The organism is Oleiphilus sp. HI0066, from assembly GCF_001635725.1.
In genome coordinates, this window is the sequence record NZ_LWFH01001437.1 from 1 (window position 1) to 1,285 (window position 1,285).

At 47.9% G+C, this 1,285-nt stretch carries 2 protein-coding genes; both read left to right on the forward strand.

Going from position 1 to position 1,285, the window contains the following annotated elements:
* A partial coding sequence (gene phnX, locus A3738_RS22020) for a phosphonoacetaldehyde hydrolase (protein WP_082890107.1) occupies positions 1-804 on the forward strand: 804 nt, incomplete at its 5' end.
* Positions 801-1,285: HD domain-containing protein (locus tag A3738_RS22025; RefSeq protein ID WP_068763855.1), on the forward strand; the 485-nt coding region annotated here is incomplete at its 3' end. The genes phnX and A3738_RS22025, both read left to right, overlap by 4 nt.

Consider the following 1,285-nt stretch of genomic DNA (forward strand, 5'->3'; position numbering starts at 1 on the left):
AATAACACTGTTCAAGCCGCCATTTTTGATTGGGCAGGCACCACTGTTGATTTCGGTTCTGTCGCACCGATAGAAGCGTTCAAAGCTTTATTCGAACATGAAGACATTACGGTTAGCGATGCTGACTGTCGCGCTCCAATGGGCACAGAGAAGAGCGAGCACATTCGACAAATGCTCGCCATGCCAAAGATTGCACAGCAGTGGGAGACTCTTTATCAAAGAAGCCCATCTGAAAAAGATGTACAACGCTTATACCATGAGTTTCTACCACTGCAATTAGAGACAATCCAAGAGTTTAGTCAGGTCATCCCGGGCTGTTTAGATACGATGGCCTACCTTAAGGACAAAAAGATCAAAATCGGCTCGAATACTGGTTACAACGAAGAGATGTACGCCTTAGTTGCAAAAACAGCCGAGCAACAAGGTTTCACTACCCAGTCGAATGTATGCGCTACACAAGTTAGCAAGGGGCGTCCTTACCCATATATGGCGCAAGCAGTCATGGAAGAGCTCGGTATACTTGACGCGGCGACTTGTATAAAAGTTGATGACACTGAAACGGGACTAGAGGAAGGCCGCCATGCTGGCATGTGGACAGTTGGTGTATCCATTTCAGGCAACGCCCTTGGACTGCGACAAGCGCAGTGGGAAGCGCTCAATCAGGAAGAACAGTCAAACCTAAGACAAGGTGCCGAAGAAAAACTCGCCAAAGTAAACCCGCACTACATTATCGATAGCGTCGCCGAGCTCCCAAATGTGATCGAGCGTATCAATGCACGCCTTATGAGGGGAGAGCGCCCATGAGCGAGGCAATCGCGTTAAAAAGCATCGACGAGCTATTTAGTTTATTCGAACAATATGGCAACGAGCACTATGGCGAAGGTGTCTCGCAAAGCCTACATATGCGCCAATGCGCAACACTAGCAGAACAAGAGGATGCAGGTGATGCTCTGATTGCGGCAGCCTTGTTGCACGATATTGGCCACTTTCACGCCTATGAACATAACGCAAATTACGAACAAGACTTTCACCACGAGCGGGTCGGCGTAACCATGCTTGATACGTTGTTTCCGAAACAGATCACAGACCCGATTCGATTGCACGTAGCCGCTAAGCGTTATTTGTGCGCAAAAGATGACGGTTATCTAAATAGCTTAAGTGAGGCTTCAAAACAAAGTCTTGCTGTGCAAGGAGGACCGATGACTGAAAAACAAATGCGTTCGTTCGAACAATCTAACAGCTTCAGCAATGCCATCGCATTGCGCCGTTACGATGATGAAGGCAA